The organism is Monashia sp. HAY1-2A (assembly GCF_056755315.1).
Map to the genome: position 1 here is coordinate 1 of NZ_JBNDHY010000040.1, position 19,312 is coordinate 19,312.

The 19,312-nt window shown below is 73.1% G+C and carries 21 protein-coding genes; 17 read left to right on the forward strand and 4 right to left on the reverse strand.

Annotated features, from left to right (window positions below):
- Positions 1-2: 2 nt before the first annotated feature.
- The 6 genes from ACPYOM_RS08180 (at position 3) to trmD (ending at position 4,791) form a co-directional block, all read left to right on the forward strand.
- A complete protein-coding gene (locus ACPYOM_RS08180; protein WP_481345580.1) occupies positions 3-1,091 on the forward strand; it encodes an amidohydrolase family protein in 1,089 nt (362 codons plus the stop codon).
- A complete protein-coding gene (locus ACPYOM_RS08185; RefSeq protein WP_481345581.1) occupies positions 1,081-2,064 on the forward strand; it encodes a GNAT family N-acetyltransferase in 984 nt (327 codons plus the stop codon). The genes ACPYOM_RS08180 and ACPYOM_RS08185 overlap by 11 nt, the downstream gene beginning before the upstream one ends.
- Positions 2,065-2,236: 172 nt before the next feature.
- Entirely contained in the window at positions 2,237-2,683 is a 447-nt protein-coding gene (gene rpsP / locus ACPYOM_RS08190; RefSeq protein ID WP_481339205.1) for a 30S ribosomal protein S16, read from the forward strand.
- Between the two features lie 2 nt (positions 2,684-2,685).
- Positions 2,686-2,928 carry an RNA-binding protein gene (locus ACPYOM_RS08195; RefSeq protein WP_481339269.1) on the forward strand — a complete coding sequence of 81 codons (243 nt, stop codon included), beginning with the start codon at positions 2,686-2,688 and terminating at the stop codon, positions 2,926-2,928.
- Between the two features lie 112 nt (positions 2,929-3,040).
- On the forward strand, positions 3,041-3,568 hold the full coding sequence (gene rimM, locus ACPYOM_RS08200) for a ribosome maturation factor RimM (protein WP_481339207.1): 528 nt from the start codon (positions 3,041-3,043) through the stop codon (positions 3,566-3,568).
- 44 nt (positions 3,569-3,612) lie between these two features.
- Entirely contained in the window at positions 3,613-4,791 is a 1,179-nt protein-coding gene (gene trmD, locus ACPYOM_RS08205; RefSeq protein WP_481345597.1) for a tRNA (guanosine(37)-N1)-methyltransferase TrmD, read from the forward strand.
- A gap of 11 nt (positions 4,792-4,802) precedes the next feature.
- Here trmD and ACPYOM_RS08210 read toward each other — a convergent pair whose 3' ends face one another.
- Complete coding sequence (locus ACPYOM_RS08210; protein WP_481345582.1) at positions 4,803-5,561, reverse strand: ABC transporter permease; 759 nt, start codon at positions 5,559-5,561, stop codon at positions 4,803-4,805.
- 321 nt (positions 5,562-5,882) lie between these two features.
- Between ACPYOM_RS08210 and rplS the strand changes: the two genes are divergently transcribed.
- From rplS to ACPYOM_RS08255, 9 genes are all read left to right on the forward strand, one after another.
- The gene (gene rplS, locus ACPYOM_RS08215) at positions 5,883-6,257 is read left to right on the forward strand and encodes a 50S ribosomal protein L19 (RefSeq protein WP_481339213.1); all 375 of its coding nucleotides are present in this window, start codon (positions 5,883-5,885) and stop codon (positions 6,255-6,257) included.
- 58 nt (positions 6,258-6,315) lie between these two features.
- Positions 6,316-7,032, forward strand: coding sequence for a signal peptidase I (lepB, locus tag ACPYOM_RS08220; protein WP_481339215.1), 717 nt, complete (start codon positions 6,316-6,318; stop codon positions 7,030-7,032).
- Complete coding sequence (lepB, locus tag ACPYOM_RS08225) at positions 7,032-7,895, forward strand: signal peptidase I (RefSeq protein WP_481345583.1); 864 nt, start codon at positions 7,032-7,034, stop codon at positions 7,893-7,895. Before lepB (ACPYOM_RS08220) ends, lepB (ACPYOM_RS08225) begins: the two co-directional genes overlap by 1 nt.
- Before the next feature lie 49 nt (positions 7,896-7,944).
- Positions 7,945-8,760, forward strand: a complete 816-nt coding sequence (locus tag ACPYOM_RS08230; RefSeq protein WP_481339219.1) for a ribonuclease HII — start codon at positions 7,945-7,947, stop codon at positions 8,758-8,760.
- On the forward strand, positions 8,757-9,077 hold the full coding sequence (locus ACPYOM_RS08235; protein WP_076259797.1) for a DUF2469 domain-containing protein: 321 nt from the start codon (positions 8,757-8,759) through the stop codon (positions 9,075-9,077). Before ACPYOM_RS08230 ends, ACPYOM_RS08235 begins: the two co-directional genes overlap by 4 nt.
- A 144-nt stretch (positions 9,078-9,221) precedes the next feature.
- Positions 9,222-9,587, forward strand: coding sequence for a YraN family protein (locus ACPYOM_RS08240; protein ID WP_481339221.1), 366 nt, complete (start codon positions 9,222-9,224; stop codon positions 9,585-9,587).
- Positions 9,587-11,146: a YifB family Mg chelatase-like AAA ATPase gene (locus ACPYOM_RS08245; RefSeq protein WP_481345584.1), complete on the forward strand. Its 1,560-nt coding sequence runs from the start codon at positions 9,587-9,589 to the stop codon at positions 11,144-11,146. Before ACPYOM_RS08240 ends, ACPYOM_RS08245 begins: the two co-directional genes overlap by 1 nt.
- Entirely contained in the window at positions 11,143-12,336 is a 1,194-nt protein-coding gene (gene dprA, locus ACPYOM_RS08250) for a DNA-processing protein DprA (protein WP_481345585.1), read from the forward strand. Before ACPYOM_RS08245 ends, dprA begins: the two co-directional genes overlap by 4 nt.
- 54 nt (positions 12,337-12,390) lie before the next feature.
- Positions 12,391-13,395: a tyrosine recombinase XerC gene (locus tag ACPYOM_RS08255; RefSeq protein WP_481345586.1), complete on the forward strand. Its 1,005-nt coding sequence runs from the start codon at positions 12,391-12,393 to the stop codon at positions 13,393-13,395.
- 19 nt (positions 13,396-13,414) lie between these two features.
- Here the strand turns inward: ACPYOM_RS08255 and ACPYOM_RS08260 are convergent, their stop codons facing one another.
- From ACPYOM_RS08260 to ACPYOM_RS08270, 3 genes are all read right to left on the reverse strand, one after another.
- Positions 13,415-13,978, reverse strand: a complete 564-nt coding sequence (locus ACPYOM_RS08260; protein WP_481345588.1) for a murein hydrolase activator EnvC family protein — start codon at positions 13,976-13,978, stop codon at positions 13,415-13,417.
- A 111-nt stretch (positions 13,979-14,089) separates the two neighbouring features.
- Complete coding sequence (locus tag ACPYOM_RS08265; RefSeq protein WP_481345589.1) at positions 14,090-15,250, reverse strand: pyridoxal phosphate-dependent aminotransferase; 1,161 nt, start codon at positions 15,248-15,250, stop codon at positions 14,090-14,092.
- Between the two features lie 28 nt (positions 15,251-15,278).
- A complete protein-coding gene (locus ACPYOM_RS08270) occupies positions 15,279-17,225 on the reverse strand; it encodes a DUF6541 family protein (RefSeq protein WP_481345590.1) in 1,947 nt (648 codons plus the stop codon).
- A gap of 264 nt (positions 17,226-17,489) precedes the next feature.
- Here ACPYOM_RS08270 and rpsB point away from each other — a divergent pair, with 264 nt between their 5' ends.
- Positions 17,490-18,356, forward strand: a complete 867-nt coding sequence (rpsB, locus tag ACPYOM_RS08275) for a 30S ribosomal protein S2 (protein ID WP_481339235.1) — start codon at positions 17,490-17,492, stop codon at positions 18,354-18,356.
- Positions 18,357-18,413: 57 nt separating this feature from the next.
- Positions 18,414-19,244 (forward strand): translation elongation factor Ts, encoded by an 831-nt coding sequence (gene tsf, locus ACPYOM_RS08280; RefSeq protein ID WP_481339237.1) that lies wholly within the window; start codon positions 18,414-18,416, stop codon positions 19,242-19,244.
- The last annotated feature ends 68 nt before the right edge of the window (positions 19,245-19,312 follow it).

The following is a 19,312-nucleotide window of genomic DNA, read 5'->3' on the forward strand; positions in this document are numbered from 1 at the left end:
CCATGACAGCACCGGTGCTCCATGTGCGTGGTCGCGTGCTCGTCGGACCGGAGGAGAGGGTCGACCAGCTGTGGGTCGTCGACGGGCGCATCACCTTCACCGCCCCCGCCTCGACCGTGGACGTGCAGACGCTCGAGGGCTGGGTGGTGCCGGGCATCGTCGACGCGCACTGCCACGTGGGCCTCGGGCCGCACGGCGAGGTGCCCCGCGAGGTCGCCGAGCAGCAGGCGATCACCGACCGTGACGCCGGCACGCTCCTCATCCGCGACGCCGGCCAGCCGGGTGACACGCGGTGGGTGGACGACCGTGCGGACCTGCCCAAGATCATCCGTGCCGGGCGACACATCGCGCGGACGCGCCGCTACCTGCGCAACTTCGGGCACGAGATCGAGGAGGACGAGCTGACGCGCTACGTCCGGCTCGAGGCCCACCGCGGCGACGGCTGGGTCAAGCTCGTCGGGGACTGGATCGACCGCGACGTCGGCGACCTCGCGCCGAGCTGGTCCCGGGAGGCGGCCGCCGCCGCCGTCGCGACCGCGCACGAGGAAGGGGTCCGCGTCACGGCGCACTGCTTCGGCGAGCAGTCGCTGCGCGACCTCGCGGATGCCGGCATCGACTGCGTCGAGCACGCCACCGGCCTGCAGGACGACACCATCGACACCTTCGCGGCCCAGGGCATCGCCATCGTGCCGACGCTCGTCAACATCGCGACCTTCCCGGCGATCGCCGAGCCGGCGCGGGAGAAGTTCCCCGGCTACCACCGGCACATGCTCGACCTGCACGCGCGGCGGCACGCCACGGTCGGCGCCGCCCACGAGGCCGGGGTGCCGATCTACGTCGGCACCGACGCCGGTGGCAGCCTGCCCCACGGCCTCGCGGTCCAGGAGATGGTCGAGCTGACGACGGCCGGCCTGACCCGGGTCGAGGCGTTGTCCGCGGGGACGTGGTCGGCCCGACGGTGGCTGGGCCGGCCCGGCCTCGAGGAGGGTGCGGACGCCGACCTGCTCGTCGTCGCCGGTGACCCGCGCGAGGACCTCTGCGCGCTCGCGGACCCGACGGGCATCGTCCTGCGGGGGCGCGTTGTCCGCTGAGGGGCCCCGTGAGCCCGAGCCCGCCGACCCGCCGCTGAGCGCCACGGGCGAGCGCGTCGAGGTGCGCCCGCCCCGGCCGTCCGACACGGCGGCCTACGCCGAGGCCGTGACGCGCTCGCTGCGACGGCTGTCGGACTTCGCGATGCCGGACCCGACGAACTTCCCGATCGTCCTGCACAACCAGTCGCCGACCTACCGAACGTTCCTCGTCCTGGCCCGCGACCCCGGGGGTGACCACGGGCTCGTCGGACGCGTCAACGTCGCCAACGTCGTCGGGGGCGCGTTCCGCAGCGCCACGGTCGGCTACGACGCGTACGACCCCTACGTCGGGCGGGGCCTGTTCGCCGAAGGGCTCGAGCTCGTCGTCGGCCTCGCCTTCGCCGACGAGCCGCACGGCCTGGGCCTGCACCGGCTCGAGGCCAACATCCAGCCGGCCAACACCCGCTCGGCCGGGCTCGTGCGCTCCCTCGGGTTCGTCCACGAGGGGTTCTCCCGCGACTTCCTGCACCTGCCCGGCGTCGACGGCCGACGCGCCTGGCGCGACCACGACCGCTACACCGTGCTGTCCTCGGAGTGGCCCGCCCCGCCGTACCGGGCCCACGGGCTGCGGCGCCTCGCCTGCGTCGTCCTCGGCGGCGCGGGGTTCGCCGGGCAGGGTGGCCAGGGCCTCGCCTCGGCCCTCGCGGCCGAGCTCGAGGTGCCCCTGCTGTCGGCGTCGACGCTCACCGGGCCCGACTCCACGGGGGCGACGGTCACGCAGGACGCGCGAACCACCGCCATCCTCTTCGAGCTGCTGCGTACGTCACCGGTCGGTGGTGTCGTCGAGTGCCGCGCGACGCGGCCGGAGGTGCGGATGGGCCTGGCGCGCAGCGGTTTCGCGCCGTCGGTCGTCCCGGTCCTCGACGCGGCCTTCGACGTGCCGCGTCGTGAGGTCGTGCGGCAGGCCCTTGCCGTGCGGGCCGCGTTCGCCTGAGCGCGGTCGGGGCGCAGACACGGTTCGGAGCACCGTCCCGCGTCTGGCACAATGGACGGCTGTACCCGTCCGGCCGCAGCTCGGCTGGACCGGACGCCTACACCCGAGCCATGGCTCCCCGCCGATCCCGCGGCGGTCTTGCCGTGCTCACGATGAAGGAGACCACCAGACCGTGGCAGTCAAGATCCGACTGAAGCGCATGGGCAAGATCCGTGCACCGTTCTACCGCGTCGTCGTCATGGACTCGCGCACCAAGCGCGACGGCCGTGCGATCGAGGAGATCGGCAAGTACCACCCCACCGAGGAGCCCTCGCTCATCGAGATCGACGCCGAGCGCGCGAAGTACTGGCTCAGCCAGGGCGCCCAGCCGACCGAGGCCGTCGCCGCCCTGCTCAAGGTCGTCGAGGAGGGCAAGGTCCGGACCGCCGAGCCGAAGCCCTCGAAGAAGGACCTCTACGAGGCCGCCGTGGCCGCCGCCGGCAAGGGCTCCGACGCGGGTGCCTCCGGCGCCACGACCCCGAAGAAGAAGGCGGCCAAGAAGGCCGACGCTCCGGTGGCCGAGGCGACCGAGGCCACCGAGGCCGCTCCCGAGGCCGCCGAGGCCGAGAAGAGCGAGTGACCGTGCTCGAGGAGGCGCTCGAGCACCTCGTCAAGGGCATCGTCGACCACGACGAGGACGTCGTCGTGCGTCGCAAGGAGCTGCGTCGTGGCGAGCTGCTCGAGGTCCGGGTCCACCCCGACGACCTCGGCCGCGTCATCGGCCGCTCCGGACGCACCGCCAGCGCCCTGCGCACCGTCGTCAGCGCGCTCGCGGGCGGCGGGAACGTCCGGGTCGACATCGTCGACACCGACCGCGTCCGCTGAGCCGTCCGAGGACGGCCGCAGCCGCACCACCGACGCCGAGGGGCGTCCCGGGACCTCCCGGGGCGCCCCTCGCGGCGTCCGGGCCACCGCCAAACCTGAGAGGATCGGCGCCATGAACGTCGTGCTCGCGCGCATCGGCAAACCGCACGGCCTGCGGGGAGAGGTCACCGTCCAGCTGCACACCGACGACCCCGAGACGCGGTTCGCCGTCGGCACCGTCATCGAGACGGAGGCCGAGCCGGGAACCGGCGTCCCCCACCGGCTGACCGTGGCGAGCACCCGCGTGCATCGCGGCATCTGGTTGCTGCGTTTCGAGGAGGTGCCCGACCGCGTCGGTGCCGAGGGCCTGCGCGGCACGCGCCTCGTGCTGCCCGAGCCGCAGGCGGCCGCCGAGGAGGACGCCTTCTACGAGGAGGATCTCGTCGGGCTCGAGGTGCGCGACACCGCCGGTGCCCGCCTCGGCACCGTGAGCGGCCTGGAGATCGGCGCGGCCCAGGACCGGCTCGTCCTCGCCCTCGACGAGGGGTTCACGGCCTGGGTTCCGTTCGTGCGGCGCATCGTGCCGACGGTCGAGTCCGACCACGTCGTCGTCGACCCGCCGCCCGGCCTCTTCGACCTCTACCGCGAGGCGGGCGAGTGAGCCCTGCGCCCCCGACCGACGTCGCGCCCGGTGCCGGCCCCGCCCTGCGCGTCGACGTCGTCTCGATCTTCCCCGAGTACCTCGCCGCGCTCGACCTGTCGCTCATCGGCAAGGCCCGCGCCGACGGCCTGCTCGACGTGCGCGTCCACGACCTGCGGGACCACGCGCACGACCGGCACCGCACCGTCGACGACACCCCGTACGGCGGCGGCGCCGGCATGGTGATGAAGCCGCAGCCGTGGTCCGAGGCGCTCGACGCCGTCGTCGCGTCCGCGCCTGCCGGCAGCGCGGGACGGCCCCGGCTCGTCGTCCCCGGCCCGGGCGGCACCCCGTTCTCGCAGTCTCTCGCCCGTGAGCTGGCGAAGGAGCCGTGGCTGGCGTTCGCCTGCGGGCGCTACGAGGGCATCGACGAACGGGTCTACGAGTACGCTCGCGAGGACCTCGGGCTCGAGGTCTCGGTCGTCAGCCTCGGCGACTACGTCCTCAACGGCGGCGAGGTCGCCGTGCTCGCCATGGTCGAGGCGGTCGGGCGGCTCCTGCCCGGGGTCATCGGCAACGCCGAGTCGCTCGTCGAGGAGTCCCACGAGGACGGCCTGCTCGAGTACCCGATCTACACCCGCCCCCGGACGTGGAAGGGCCGCGACGTGCCGGACGTCCTGCTCTCGGGCGACCACGCCGCCATCGCCGCCTGGCGCCACCGGCAGCGGCTCGAGCGCACTGCGGCACGCCGTCCGGACCTGCTCCACGCCTCGCACGGTGCGGGCGAGGTCGAGATCCGGCTCGCGACGCCGGCCGACGTCCCCGAGCTGCACGTCCTGACCCGGGCCTGCTGGGTGCAGGAGGCCCTCGCCAACGACACCCTCGCGATCCCCGCGCTGACCGAGACCCTCGAGCAGGCCCGGGCCGCGCTCGAGGCCCACGACACGTGGGTCGCCGTCAAGGGCGGCCGGATCGTCGGCTCGGTGCGCACGTCGCGGCACGGCGACGAGTGGTTCGTCGGCCGCCTGTGCGTGGCGCCGGACCTCCAGGGCCACGGGCTCGGCCGGCGGCTGCTCGAGCACGCAGAGGCGACGGCCCCGGCCGACGTCCACACGTTCGCCCTCGACACGGGCGAGCGCAGCACCGACAACCTGCGCCTCTATCGCAAGGCCGGCTACCGCATCGACACGTCGGCGCAGCCGGCCGTGCCCGGTGCCGTGCGGTTGCGCAAGCGGCGTCGCTGACGCGTCCGTCCTCAGGAGACGAGGGCGCCCCGGAGGTCGTCGGGCAGGATGCGCCGCTCGCGGATGAAGCGGGCCTCGACCCCCGCGGTGATGGCCTGGGTGGCCATGATCGCGAAGAGGACGAGGACCTGGGCGGTCGCCGCCTGGATGGCGCTGCCGCCACCGAGCATGACGCCGATGAAGGCGCCCGGCAGCGTGACGAGGCCCGACGTGCGCACCTGGTCCAGGCTCGGGACGATCCCCTCGGGCACCCGCCGGGCGATGATCTCGTCGATGGCCTGGGCGGACGTGAGGCCGAGCGACAACGCCGCCTCGTACTGCCCGTGCTCCTCGCGCAGGGCCGCGAAGGCGCGCCGACCCACGAGCGTGTGCACGGTCATGGTGTTGCCGATGACGATGCCGGCCACCGGGATGAGCGCGATCCCCGTGAAGGGCACGGTGCCGCTGAGGACGATGACCGACACGACGGGCAGCACCCCGCTGGCCATCGCCACGGCGGCCCAGGGCCAGGACGCCGACGCGCCGACGCGCCTGGCGGTCGTGAGCACGGCGGTCGCGAACATGACACCGACGGCGAGCAGCGACAGCCAGACCGACCCGACGACGACGGTGATGACGAGCGCGACCAGCGACAGCTGCACGACCGCGCGGAGGGCGGCGACGACCGCCTGGCGGTCGAGGGGGATGCGGCCGGCTCGCTGTGCCACGACGGTCACGGTGAGCAGCACGACGAGGGCGAGGGCGACGGACCAGCCGGGGGAGACGTCCACGGCGCCACCGTAGACGGCACCGTGGACGTGACCGTGGACGTGACCGTCGACGACGCCGGACACACGGCCGGTGACGCCGCCGGTGACGCGGCCGGTGGCGCCGCCGTGGTCGCGCCGCCCGGTGGGGCGCTCGCCGATTTCGGGTCTGCGCGTGGCTCTGGCAGACTTGGTCCTTGCGTCCGGCACATGACGGCCCCTGCCACAGGGGGAGTCGGGTCACCACCACGCGGGTCCGTCCCGCCGGGTGGCCCACGTGGCCCGGCCGACGCGCACCATGACCTGCGAGGGGTGGCCTGTGGCACCCAGGAAAGCGATCCAACCATGCACACGTTCGACGAGCTCAACGCCGCCTCGATGCGCACCGACGTCCCGGAGTTCCGCGCCGGCGACACCGTGAAGGTCCACGTCAAGGTCGTCGAGGGCACCCGCTCGCGCATCCAGGTCTTCCAGGGTGTCGTCATCCGTCGTCACGGCGGTGGCGTCGGCGAGACCTTCACCGTCCGCAAGATCTCCTTCGGTGTCGGGGTCGAGCGCACCTTCCCGCTGCACACGCCGATCATCGACAAGATCGAGCTGGTCACCCGCGGTGACGTCCGTCGCGCGAAGCTGTACTACCTGCGCGGTCTGCGCGGCAAGGCCGCCAAGATCCGCGAGAAGCGCGAAACGGTCCCGGCCAAGGCCGACGCGAAGAACTGACGCACGGCGTCAGGTTGACCACCCGAGGCGCGGTGGGTCCCCACGCGGGCGTGCCGGCATGACAGCCGGCATCCCACCGGAGCAGGGGCCCGCCGCGCCTTCGTCGTCCCCGGGAGTGGCGCGGTCGCGCAGCGCCCTGCGCCGGCACCGCTGGATGATCGGCCCGGCCGTCCTGCTGCTCGCCGTCGTCGTCGTGCGGGCCTTCCTCGTGACGCCGTTCGGCATCCCGAGCGAGTCGATGGAGGACACCCTCCTCGTCGGCGACCGCCTCCTCGTCTCGCGCACCACCGCCCCCGAGCACCTCGAGCGCGGCGACATCATCGTCTTCGACGCCTCCCAGGCCTTCGGCCTGCGGGTCCCCGACCGGGGGTTCCTGCAGACGCTCGTCGAGGCCGCCGAGAGCATCGTCGGCAAGGGCCAGCCGACGGACTACGTCAAGCGGGTCATCGGGCTGCCCGGTGACCGCGTCCGCTGTTGCGCCGCGGACGGACGCCTCGAGGTCAACGGCGTCGCGATCGACGAGCCCTACCTCGCGCCGGGCCAGAAACCGAGCCTCGTGCCCTTCGACGTGCAGGTCCCGCGCGACCGGTTCTGGGTGATGGGCGACAACCGCGGGTCGTCCTCGGACTCGCGGGCACACCTCGGCGATCCGGGCGGCGGCATGGTGCCGGGGGAGGACGTCATCGGCAAGGTCTGGGTGCGATACTGGCCGCTCGGTCGGCTCGGCCCGGTCGAGCAGGGCCAGATTGCCTCCGTCCCACGAAATGGTGAGTGATGTCGCAGTACACCGGACGCTCCGAGGACCCGACGCGCGGGCGTTCGGCTGACGACAGCGACGACGAGGACTATCTCGACGGTGACTACGACGAGGAGCCGCGTCGCGGCTTCGGGGCGACGCTGCTCGCGGGGATCAAGGAGATCGTCATCGTCGTCGTCCTCGCGATGGCCCTGTCGTTCATCGTCAAGACCTGGCTGTTCCAGGCCTTCTACATCCCGTCCGGCTCGATGGAGAACACGCTCGTCAAGGACGACCGCGTCATCGTCAGCAAGCTGACGCCCGGCCCCTTCGACCTCAAGCGCGGCGACGTCGTCGTCTTCGAGGACCCGGGCACGCCATCGCCCTGGCTCTCCGGGGTCGAGAATGCGCACAGCACCGTAGGCGGGCCGTTCCACGACGCGCTGGTCTTCGTCGGCCTGCTGCCCGAGGACGCCGAGAACCACCTCATCAAGCGGGTCATCGGCCTACCCGGCGACCACGTCCAGGCCGACGGCGGCACCGGCAAGATCAAGGTCAACGGCGTCGAGATCACCGAGTCCTACGTCAAGCCGGGCGACGCCCCGAGCCAGGGCAAGGCGTTCGACATCGTCGTGCCGCCGGGCAAGATCTGGGTCATGGGCGACCACCGCTCGGACTCCTCCGACAGCCGCTGGCACGACGACGGGACGGGCGCCACCGGCTCGGTGCCCATGGACAGGATCGTCGGACGCGCACTGTTCATCGTGTGGCCCATCGACCACGTGACGTGGCTCGGCGTCCCCGAGCGGACGTTCGGGTCGGTACCCGCGCCCTCCGGCGCCACCCCGAAGGCGACGACGAACCCGACCCCCACCAGCAGGGCGACGACGGCGTCCCGCTGACGCGCAGACGTCGTCCCGCCACCGTGCTCCGCCCCCGGACAGACTGAAGATGCCCCGACCCGCCCCCTCCAAGAAGCCCTCGCTCCGCGTGGAGCGTGCGCTGCAGCGATCCGGCCACCGCCTCCTCGCCGGGATGGACGAGGTCGGGCGCGGCGCGCTCGCCGGGCCCGTCACCGTCGGCGTCGTCGTCATCGACGAGACCGTCCGCACCGCCCCCACCGGGGTCAAGGACTCCAAGCTGCTCACCGAGAAGGCCCGCGTCGGCCTGGTGCCGCGGATCCAGCGGTGGGCCGTCGCCTACGCCGTCGGGCACGCGTCGGCCGACGAGATCGACGCCATCGGCATCATGGCGGCGCTGCGCCTTGCGGGCACCCGCGCCCTCGCCGCCATCGACGTCGTGCCCGACCTCGTCATCCTCGACGGCAACCACGACTGGCTCACGGCTCCGGGCGAGGTCGGCCTGCTCGCCTTCGCCGGCGACGCCACGGGACCCTCGACGCCTCCGGTGACGACGATGGTCAAGGCCGACCTCAAGTGCTCGTCCGTCGCGGCCGCGAGCGTGCTCGCCAAGGTCGAGCGCGACACGATGATGGTCGGCCTGGCCGACGTGCACCCCGAGTACGGCTGGAACCTCAACAAGGGCTACGCGGCACCCGAGCACCTCGAGGCCCTGACCAGGGTGGGGCCGTGTGACCTGCACCGGCGCTCGTGGCGTCTGCCCGGGGTGGGAGACGACCCCGCGCTTGAGGTGTTGAATGAGATGACCGACGCGTCGCTGCCGCCGCTGGTGGCCGACGGCCAGGGCCAGCAGGGACAGCGCCAGCTGCACGAGCAGCACGAGCAGACAGGAGCGGCGATCACGTGAGCTCGGAAGACCTCGAGAAGTACGAGACCGAGATGGAGCTGCAGCTCTACAAGGAGTACCGCGACGTCGTCGGCCTCTTCACCCACGTCGTCGAGACCGAGCGCCGCTTCTACCTGGCCAACTCCGTCGACGTGAAGGTGCGCACCGACGGCGGTGAGGTGTTCTTCGACGTGACGATGTCCGACGCGTGGGTGTGGGACATCTACCGGCCTGCGCGCTTCGTCAAGAACGTGCGCGTCGTGACGTTCAAGGACGTCAACATCGAGGAGCTGCCCAAGCCCGACATCAAGCTCCCGGAGTCCGGCGACTTCTCCTGACGCCGCCCGTCCCGACGTCGCTCGGGCCCGTGTCCCGCCGGCGCAGGGCGGACGCCGTCCACATCCCCCTTCTCCGGCGCCCGTCGTCCACAGGCCGGCGGCGGTCCCTGGTCCGCTGCCGCGCAGACCCCGACAGTGGTCGGCATGGACCTCCCGACCCGCGTCCTCGGTGACTACGGCGAGCGGCTCGCCGCGCGCTACCTCGCCGAGCACGGCCTGACCATCCTCGACCGCAACTGGCGCTGCGTGCGCGGCGAGATCGACATCGTCGCCGCCGACCGTGGCTGCCTCGTCGTGTGCGAGGTCAAGACCCGCACCAGCGAGGTGTTCGGGGCGCCGTTCGAGGCCGTGACCTGGCGCAAGCAGCGCAGACTCCGTCAGCTGGCAGGCCTCTGGCGCGACGCGCACCCCGACCACCCGGTCGCCGGGCCGCTGCGCATCGACGTCGTGTCGATCCTCTGGGCCTCCGACACCCGTCCCCGGCTCCAGCACCTGCAGGGGGTGTGCTGATGGGCCTGGGACGCACCCGTGCCGTCGGGCTGCGCGGCGTGCGCGGCTTCCTCGTCCGGGTCGAGGCGCACGTCGCTCCCGGGCTGCCCGGGTTCTCCATCAGCGGTCTGGGCGACTCCGCGGTCGGGCAGTCGGCCGACCGCATCAAGGCCGCCGCCTCCCTCGTACAGGACATGCCCGTCACCCAGCGACGCGTCATCGTCAACCTCTCGCCGGCGGGCGAGCGCAAGGTCGGCACCGGGTTCGACCTGGCGATCTTCGTCGCGGTCGCGGCGGCTCTCGGCAAGATCCCGCCCGAGGTCGTGCGCTCCGTCGTCCACGTCGGCGAGGTCGGTCTGGACGGTACGGTCCGCCCGGTGCCGGGCGTGCTCCCGCTCGTGCACGCTGCGGCGCAGTCCGGGGCCCGGCACGTCGTCGTCCCGGTCGCCAACGCCGCCGAGGCGAGGCTCGTGCCGGGCATCCGGGTGCACCCCGCGGCCGAGGTCACCGAGCTCGTGCGGCGCTACACGGCGCTCCAGCGCGGCCGCCCGGTCGAGGAGGTCACCGTGCCCGACCCGCCGCCCGCCCTCGAGGAGGAGGTCAAGGACCTCTGCGACGTCGTCGGGCAGGCCGAGGCCAAGCTCGCCCTCGAGATCGCCGCTGCCGGCGGACACCACCTGCTCCTCGCCGGTCCTCCGGGCGCCGGCAAGACGATGCTCGCAGAACGGCTCCCCGGCATCCTGCCGCCCCTCGGCGCAGCAGAGTCCATGGAGGTCACGGCCATCCACTCCGTCGTCGGTGGCTTCCACGACGAGGACGCCGTGGCGGCGCGGCTCATCACGCGCCCACCGTTCGTGGCGCCGCACCACGGTGCGTCGCAGGCGGCGGTCATCGGCGGCGGCAGCGGTCGCATCCAGCCGGGCGCCATCACGCGGGCCCACCACGGCGTGCTGTTCCTCGACGAGACGCCCGAGTTCGACAAGCACGTCCTGCAGGCGCTGCGCACACCGCTGGAACGCGGTGTCGTCGCGATCGCACGGGCCCACGACCACGTGGTGTTCCCGTCCCGGTTCCAGCTCGTCCTGGCCGCCAACCCGTGTCCGTGCGGCCACGGCTGGGGCAAGGGCCTCGACTGCACGTGCACCCCGATGGCCCGTCGCGCCTACTTCGGCAAGATCAGCGGGCCACTGCTCGATCGCGTCGACCTCCAGGTGCATGTCCAGCCGCCGGCGTTGTCGATGGTGGGGCAGCCGCCGGGCGAGCGAAGCACGGCCGTTGCCGCCCGCGTCGCCCAGGCCAGGGACGTGCAACGGGCCCGCTGGTCCGACCGCGTGCCCGGACGCTCGCTCAACGCCGACGTGCCCGGCTCGGCGCTGCGCGAGGGGCCCTGGCGGCTGCCCCCGTCGGTCACCGCCCGCCTCGACCGCGCCCTCGAGTCCGGTGGCATCAGCCTCCGCGGCTACGACCGCACGTTGCGGTGCGCGTGGACGGTGGGCGACCTCTCCGGCCTGCAACGCCCCGGTGGCGACGAGGTGGAGCTGGCACTGTCGCTGCGGCGGCAGTCGGTGGCCGCGGCATGAGCGCCATGCAGCCGGAGCTGCCCGTGGACGGCCCGGACCCCGAACCGGACGACGTCCGGCCCGGCAGCGTCCCGGCCTCCGAGGAGGAACGTCGGGCACGCGCGGCCCTGTCCCGGGTCGTGGAACCGAGTGACGCAGAGGTCGCGGTGCTGGTGCACACACTCGGGCCCGTGGAGGCGATGCAGCGGGTGCGCTCGGGTTCCGGCACCCTGGCCCGGTTCGCCGGCCGGGTCCGCGCGCTCGACGTCTCTCGTGACCTCGAGGTGGCCTCGAAGGTCGGCGCGCGCCTGGTCGTGCCGGGTGACCCGGAGTGGTCCGAGCGGCTCGACGAGCTGCCGATCCCGCCGTGGTGCCTCTGGGTCGTCGGCCCCCTCGACCTGGTGGACGTGTGCGAGCGTTCCGTCGCGGTCGTCGGGGCGCGGGCCAACACCTCGTACGGAGAGCACGTCACCACCGACCTCGCCTCGGGGCTCGCCCGTCGTCGGTGGACGGTCGTGTCGGGTGCTGCCCTCGGCATCGACGCGGCCGCCCACCGAGGGGCGCTCGCCGTCGGCGGCTCCACCGTGGCCGTCGTCGCCGGCGGCGTGGACCGTCTCTACCCGGTGGCCAACGCGGCGCTGCTGCGGCGGGTCGCAGCCGAGGGACTGGTCGTGTCGGAAGCCGCACCGGGCGCCGCGCCGATGAAGTCGCGGTTCCTGTCCCGCAACCGCCTGATCGCGGCGTTGACCCGGGGGACCATCGTCGTCGAGGCGGACCTGAGGTCCGGCTCGCGCAACACCGTCACGCACGCCGAAGGACTCGCACGTCCCGTCGGTGCCGTACCGGGCCCGGTCACCTCCATGACGTCGGCCGGGTGCCACCAGGAGATCCGGAAGGGGCGAGCGGTCCTCGTCACCTCCGTCGACGAGGTCATCGACCTCGTCGGCACGATCGGGGCGGACGCGTGCGACGAGCCGCGCGCCGGCGACACCGAGGTCGACCGGCTCGCACCGGAGGACAAGGCGGTGCTCGAGGCCGTGCCGTACCGCCGTCCGGTCCCGCTCGACGTCATCTCGCGCGAGGCCGCGCGGGCACCGCTGTCGGTCCGGGCTGCGCTGGCCCGGCTCGAGGACGCCGGGCTCGTCATCGGTGAGGCCGGCACGTGGCGCAAGACCCCCACACCGCCCCGCCGGGTCCGGGTCGCCGAGTGAGCGCGCCCCGACGCGTCGCTTGCAGAGCGGCCGCTGATGCGTCATGGTGCCGAAGTGACGGGTGTGACCGCCGGGACCGCGGCAGGCGACGACGGCACCGTCACGCCTTCGGCGCCGCGTGGCGACGAGGGTCCGCCGTCGGTGGCCTCGATCGAGGAGCTGCACGGTGAGGTGCTCCACGCCTTCTCCCGCCACCTCGGAGCCGAGAGGGGCCGCTCGGTCCACACCCGTCGGGCCTATCTGGGCGACGTCCGCCACCTGCTGGGCTTCGCGGCAGCTCGGGGCGTCACCGACGTCGCCGAGCTGCGGATCGGTGACCTGCGTGGCTGGCTCGGCGAGCAGGCGGACGGTGGCGCCGCGCGCGCCACGATCGCCCGCAGGGCCGCCGCCGCCCGCACGTTCCTCCGGTGGGCCGAGCACACCGGTCGGATCCCGTCGGACCCGTCAGTCCGGCTGGTCGCTCCCAAACGCACGTCGTCGCTGCCCGGTGTCCTCAAGCCGGGCGAGGCGAGCCAGCTGCTGAGCCTGGCCGCGACCCGCGCCGACGACGAGGACCCGATCCACGTCCGCGACCGTGCCGTGCTGGAGCTGCTGTACGCCAGCGGGATCCGGGTCGGTGAGCTCGCCGCCCTGGACGTGGACGACCTCGACCTCGGTCAGGGAACGGTCCGGGTCATGGGCAAGGGCGCGAAGGAACGCATCGTCCCGTTCGGGGCGCCGGCAGCGAGCGCCCTCGAGGCATGGCTGACCGTCCGCCCGAGGCTCGTCGGCGAGCGCTCGGGCCCGGCCCTGTTCCTCGGCCGCCGTGGGCGGCGCGTCGATGCTCGGCAGGTGCGCAGCGTCGTCCACGAGCTGCTCTCGCACCTTCCCGAGGTCCCGGACCTCGGCCCGCACGGCCTGCGGCACAGCGCTGCCACGCACCTGCTCGAGGGTGGCGCCGATCTGCGCATGGTGCAGGAGATCCTGGGCCACGCCAGCCTGGCCACCACGCAGATCTACACGCACGTGTCGGTGGACCGGCTCCGGCGCAGCTACGAACAGGCCCATCCCCGAGCGTGACCGGCGTCCGACCGCCCCCTCAGCCGAGGGGAAGCAGGACGATGGGCGCCCGGCCGACGAAGGCCAGCGGGTCGAGGTACTGCCGACCGCGCAGCACGCCCCAGTGCAGGCACGTCCGTGGCGAGCAGTGCCCGGGCGCGGCGGTCACCGTGCCGACCCGCTCGCCGCGAGCGACGGCCCCTCCGACCCCGACCGTGGCCGCGACCGGCTCGAAGGTGCTGCGCAGACCACCGGAGTGGGACACGACGACGACGGCCCGCCCGGCCAGCACGCCGGCCCACGTCACGGTTCCGGCCTCGGGGGACCGCACGGGCTGCCCGACCGTCGCTGCGAGGTCGACGCCGCGATGACCGGCGCCCCATGGCTCCTCGGGCGGGTCGAAGCGGCGCTCGACGACGGGATCAGGGCTCAGCGGCCAGGACCACGGGCCCTGGCGAACGGGCGCGGTTGCCGCCGGTGCGGGGGCCGACGTCGCGGCTGAGCGGGTCGGAGGCGGTGGGGCCGCCCAGGGTGCCGCACCCAGGGAGGCCGCGCCGACAGCGACGCCGGCCACGAGCGCGGACAGTGCAGAACCGAGGGCCATGCCTCCATCCTCGGCAGCGCACCGGCCGGCGCCCAGGCGCCGAGAGCCGGGCTGTGGACGACGTCCCGCCCGGCAGGCAGGTGTGGACGGCCGGCGGGGCTGGTGGTGCGGTCAGCGACCGGCGGCGGCGAGGCGGCGGCTGGCCTCGCGGAGCACCTCGTCCTTCTTGCAGAAGGCGAACCGGATCAGCGTCCGGGCTGCGTCCGCGTCGTCGTGGAACACCGAGACCGGCACGCCGACGACGCCGGCGAGGTCGGGGAGGCGTCGGGCGAACTCCAGTCCGTCGACAGCCCCCAGCGGAGCGGCGTCCGCGATGACGAAGTACGTGCCGCCAGGTCGGGCCACTGCGAGGCCCGACTCGGCCAGGGCAGAGCAGAGCAGGTCGCGCTTGGTCTGCAGCGACTCCCGCAGCGAGGCGTAGACGTCGTCACCGAGGCCGAGGGCCACCGCGACGGCGGGCTGGAAGGGACCGGACGCGACGAACGTGAGGAACTGCTTGACGGTGCGTGCGGCCGCCACGGCCTCGGCCGGTCCGGTGAGCCAGCCGACCTTCCAGCCGGTGGCCGAGAACGTCTTGCCCCCGGAGCTGATGGTGATGGTCCGCTCGGCCATGCCGGGCAGCGTCGCCATCGGCACGTGCTCGGCGCCGTCGAAGACGAGGTGCTCGTACACCTCGTCGGTGACGACCCAGGCGTCGTGCTCGCGCGCGAGCGAGGCGATGAGCTCGAGCTCGGCGCGCGTGAACACCTTTCCCGTCGGGTTGTGCGGCGTGTTGAGCAGCACGAGCCGGGTGCGGGCCGAGAACGCGGATCGCAGCGACGCCTCGTCGACCGCGAAGTCGGGGAAGCGCAGCACCGAGGTCCGACGCGTCGCGCCGGCAAGGGCGATCGTGGCGGCGTACGAGTCGTAGTACGGCTCGAAGGTGACGACCTCGTCCCCGGGCTCGCAGAGGGCGAGCACGACCGCCGCGATCGCCTCGGTGGCACCGGCCGTGACGAGGACCTCGGAGGCCGGGTCGACGCGGAGCCCGTAGAAGCGCGCCTGGTGGGCAGCGACGGCATCGAGCAGCTCGGGCACGCCCGGGCCGGGCGGGTACTGGTTGCGCCCGCCGTCGATCGCGGCCTTCGCCGCGTCGAGCATCTCGCGGGGACCGTCGGTGTCGGGAAAGCCCTGCCCGAGGTTGATGGCGCCGGTGCGAACGGCCAGCGCCGACATCTCCGCGAAGATCGTCGTACCGAACGGCGTCATGCGGGAGATCAGCGGTGAGCCCATGCGCCCGACCCTACCCAGCGCCGTGTGGTCAGGAGCCGAGACCGCAGGCGGTGACGCGGTACAGCGTGTAGTCGCCGACGGTGCGCACCTTCTCGACGCCGGGGTTGGCATCGAGGTCGGTGAGGCCCGAGGTGCGCTCGGGCAGGTCGAGCCAGTACACGTGCGGCGAGCCGATGGCCCAGCGGATGTCGTGCCGGGCGAGGGCGGCGCACACGTCCGGGCGGTGCTCGAGGTCGTCGAAGCCGGTCCCGATGACGATCTCGTCGCCGGTGGTCGGGATGGGCAGGGACCGGTAGAGCGTGTTCGTGCCGAAGAGGGCGTACATGAGCGGCGAGCCGTTCTCCGGCCGGCCGACGACGCCCTGCCCTGCGGGGATGTCGGCCGCGAGGCTGCGCAGCGCGTCCTGGGCCTCGAAGGACAGGATGACCTTCCTCGCCTCGCCCGGTCGGAAGAACCCGGCGAGCATCTGCCCACGGGTGTGCGCGCTCCAGACGACCGTGAGCAGGGGCAGGAGCGCGATCGCCACCAGGGCGGCGAGGGCCGGGCGCGTGCGCACCACCGGCAGCCGCAGCAGGAGCACCCGCAAGGCGGGTGCCGCCGCCGCGACGAGGACGACGCCGGGCACGGCTGCGAGCGACGCGAGCCGGACCTTGTCGTTGTACCAGTATCCGGTGATGAGCGCGGTCCACGTCGCGGTCGACGAGGCCGCCATGACGTAGAGCGCGACGGCGGCCAGCCACATGGCGACGACGGGGATCGCCGCACGCGCGCGCAGCAGGATCCACCCGATGCCGAGCACGATGAGCAGCAGGAGCCCCCAGAGCACCACGGAGATCTGCAGCCGTCCGCCGACGACCTCGACGAGGGCCGTCCAGACCGACACGCGCCCCGTCCACTCGTAGGACTGCGTCGACGCCAGCCGCGCCGACACCGTCGGTGCCACGACGAGCCCGCCCACGCCGACCGCGGCGACGACGACGAGGTCACGCGTCACGGTCCACCACGACGCATGGCCGAGCCATCCGGCGCGCAGCCGCGCCGTGACGAACCACACGAGCGCGAAGACGACGAGCGCCACGAGCGCGTTGGGCTGCACGAGCGCCAGCCCGGGCAGGGCCACGGCGAACCCGAGCCACTGGCCGACGCGCCGGGACCGGGCCGCCTGGAGCATGAGGGCGAGCGCACCGGGCGTGAGGGCGTTGGCCATGAGGTTGGGCCACAGCACGCCCCAGCCGAGCAGGATCGTGGGGAAGGAGACGAACGCGGCGGACGCGAAGCCGGCCGCGTACGTGACGAGCCGCGAGGTTCCGAGCGCATGCCGCACGAGGGCGACGCAGCCGAGCGGCCACACGAACGCGGCCAGCACGACGGTCGCCGCGTTGGTGCCGGCCAGGACGTGGGCTCCGCCCCACGGCAGCAGCGCGGTCGCGATCCAGGAGTGGAAACCGTTGGGGTAGAACGTCGGGTTGGCGACCGAGAAGTTGCCGGTCTCGAGGAACAGCCGGATGCGGTCGAGGTGGTAGACGGCATCAGGGCTGTCGACGAGCTCGTCCGGGCGTCCGATGGCCGGCAGGATCGTCACGAGCGCGATGACGACACCGATGACGAGGGCCACGACGGCATCGGGGTGTGGCCGCCCGAGAACGCGCCGGGCCGCCCCCACGTCGGGCTCCGGTCGCCCCGCCCGGCGCAGGACGCGGCGCGCGACGCCAGCGACGACCCACGCCGCCCCTGCCGCGACGACGGCGACGGCGAGGAGGGGGAGCAGCCCCCACCGGATGCCGACGCGCTGGACCACCGTGGTGGCGAGGGCGACGACGGTGACCGACACGGCCGGGGCCACCGCGAAGGCCTCCATGCCGCGGGTGCCGAGGGCCCGCACGACGAGCCAGCCCGGCACGACGAGGACGGCGGTCAGGACGACGAGGACCGGGATCGTCTGGAACCAGCTGTCCCAACCCGTCGAGTTCGCCATGGCGGTCATTCTCGCCCGTCCGCGCGATTTCCCCGCAACCCGGGTCAGGCCGTACGATTGTCGGCGGTCACGTGTGCCCGCACACGCGACCGAATTCGCGCGTCTTCGTCCGGGCTCACGCCCGGGGCACGTCACGGCAGTCCCGACCACGTCGGGCGGGACGGGTCAAGGCGCCAGGAGTGCGGTTCGTGGAGGGCCGGGGAGACCCCGGTCGGACGCGTCGCCGCCTGACAACTGACAACACCCACACAAGGAGGACACGGCATGGCCGTCGTCACCATGCGCCAGCTCCTCGAGAGCGGCGTCCACTTCGGGCACCAGACCCGTCGCTGGAACCCCAAGATGAAGCGCTTCATCATGACGGAGCGCAACGGCATCTACATCATCGACCTGCAGCAGTCGCTGACGTACATCAACAACGCGTACGACTTCGTCAAGGAGACCGTGGCCCACGGCGGCACGATCCTCTTCGTCGGCACGAAGAAGCAGGCCCAGGAGCCGATCGCCGAGCAGGCGACGCGCGTCGGCATGCCGTACGTCAACCACCGCTGGCTCGGTGGCATGCTCACCAACTTCCAGACGATCTCCAAGCGCCTCACGCGCCTCAAGGAGCTCGAGGAGCTGAACTTCGACGACGTGGCCGGCTCGGGCTACACGAAGAAGGAGCTGCTCATCCTCAAGCGCGAGAAGGACAAGCTCGAGAAGACGCTCGGCGGCATCCGCTCGATGTCCAAGGTCCCCTCGGCCGTGTGGATCGTCGACACGAAGAAGGAGCACCTCGCCGTCGACGAGGCGCGCAAGCTCGGCCTGCCGGTCATCGCGATCCTCGACACGAACTGCGACCCCGACGAGGTCGACTACAAGATCCCCGGCAACGACGACGCGATCCGCTCCGTCACGCTGCTGACGCGCGTCGTGGCCGACGCGGTCGCCGACGGCCTGGTCCAGCGCTCGTCCGGCAAGTCCGGTGGCGACGCCCAGGCCGAGGAGCCCCTGGCCGAGTGGGAGCGCGAGCTCTACGCGGACGCCGCTGCGGCCGACGCCGCCGAGGCCCCGGCCGAGGCAGCCACCGAGGCGCCCGCCGACGCGCCCGCCGAGGTCCCGGCCGAGGCCGTCGCCGAGCAGGCCTGAGCCTGCTCGGGACCGCCATCCAGTCGAATCCCACTGACGAAAAGAGCGATACAGAGCATGGCGAACTACACCGCCGCTGACATCAAGGCCCTGCGCGAGCAGACCGGCGCCGGCATGATGGACGTCAAGAAGGCGCTCGACGAGGCCGAGGGCGACCGCGCCAAGGCCGTCGAGATCCTGCGCGTCAAGGGCCTCAAGGGCGTCACGAAGCGCGAGGGTCGCACGACCTCCAACGGCCTCGTGACCGCCAAGGCCGAGGACGGCGTCGGCACCCTCGTCGAGGTCCTCTGCGAGACCGACTTCGTCGCCAAGGGCGAGAAGTTCATCGCCCTCGCCGACGAGGTGCTCGAGCAGGCCGTCGCGGCCAAGGCCTCGAGCGCCGAGGAGCTCCTCGCGAGCACGACGCCCGACGGTCGCACCGTCCAGCAGCTGCTCGACGACGCGAACGCGACGATCGGCGAGAAGATCGAGATCAAGCGCGTCGCCCGCATCGAGGGTGCCAACGTCGCGGCCTACCTCCACAAGACGAGCCCCGACCTGCCCGCGCAGATCGGCGTCCTCGTCGCGATCGAGGGTGGCGACGACCAGGTCGGGCGGGACGTCGCGATGCACGTCGCGGCCTTCAGCCCGACCGTCCTCACGCGGGACGAGGTCGCGGCCGAGACGGTCGAGAACGAGCGCCGCGTCGCCGAGGCCACGGCCCGCGAGGAGGGCAAGCCCGAGGGCGCCCTCCCGAAGATCGTCGAGGGTCGCGTCAACGGCTTCTTCAAGGAGAACGTCCTGCTCGAGCAGCCGTTCGCCAAGGACGCCAAGAAGTCCGTCGGCAAGGTCCTCGAGGAGGCCGGCGCGTCCGCGACGTCCTTCGCCCGCTTCCGCGTGGGTCAGTGACGTCCGCCTGACGACCCGCCCGGCGCCCGCCGCCGGCGCACCGACCGATGCCGGTCGCCCCACGAGGG